This window comes from Salinivibrio sp. VYel1, assembly GCF_009377945.1.
Lineage (GTDB): Bacteria > Pseudomonadota > Gammaproteobacteria > Enterobacterales > Vibrionaceae > Salinivibrio > Salinivibrio siamensis.
Genome location: NZ_RSAM01000033.1, coordinates 1 through 1,017, shown reverse-complemented (window position 1 = coordinate 1,017; position 1,017 = coordinate 1). Strand labels below are relative to the sequence as shown.

General features: G+C 41.4%; 1 pseudogene. It reads right to left on the bottom strand.

Going from position 1 to position 1,017, the window contains the following annotated elements:
* Window positions 1-899, bottom strand: a pseudogene (locus tag EHW58_RS15560) (ISAs1 family transposase); the annotation flags it as partial.
* Between the last annotated feature and the right edge of the window lie 118 nt (window positions 900-1,017).

The window sequence follows — 1,017 nt, the reverse complement described above, 5'->3', positions numbered from 1 at the left end:
CGCACATCATTCGCTTGCGTTGAATGCCGGCTTTGAAACTCTTCTCTTGCTTTAATAAATTCAAAACCATTTGCCTTATTCGTGCAAACACTTCCGCTCGATCATCGACTCTTATTCGGCAAGCATCCTCTTTTAATCCAACATCAAGTTGCCAATGCATTGATTCAATTAACCAGTGTGAGCGCGTGGCATCATGAAGCTCTTTCGCTGTTAGTGCTTTTGAGCTTATATAGTAGCGCACTGAAATATCTGACTCTTCAGTATGTTTGCCTTCTTGACGAACACTCACCATGATGCCCATCGTTTTTAATTCAGGCCAATCATAAGCCAAATCACCTAATACACTTAAATCGGTATTAATCAGCGCACATCGTGTTTCTAAACGCCCATGCGATTTTTCTTGTGATGCATAGCTATCACCATCAAATTTTTGAAGCATTGCCGGGCGGTAATAATTATCAAACGCTTTATCTAGCTTGCCTTGGTTTCCTTTAACGGCAAGCAAATAATCAGCATTTTTATCAATGATTTTCTGTGCGATTTTGTGCTGACAACCCATAGCATCTATGGTAATCAAACAACCTGAAATATCGAGCAATTCCAGCAGCTTAGGGATGGCAGTAATCTCATTTGTCTTACTGTCTACTTTCGACTGTCCGAGGCACACTCCATTTGCGGTTGCGAACGCATTAACCATATGAATAGCAGCTTGGTCTGTTGCTCGATTATATGAGCCCCTGAGTGTTTTTCCATCAATGGCAACCACTTCGCCATCCGTTAATTCATGACATGATTTCATCCATTCTATAAAGGCTTTTTGTAATGCCTTTGGCTATAAAGGCTTTTTGTAATGCCTTTGGACTGATGGTTCCCATCACTCTTGCGATCGTATCGGCGTTGTTTCCTAAATCATTGAACTTATCATCCGAGCTGCGATCAGATCATCAAAGCCTCAAACAGGTCACCGATGATGAGCAACGCCAAGTACAAAATCAGCAATTGGAAGCAATACAATCA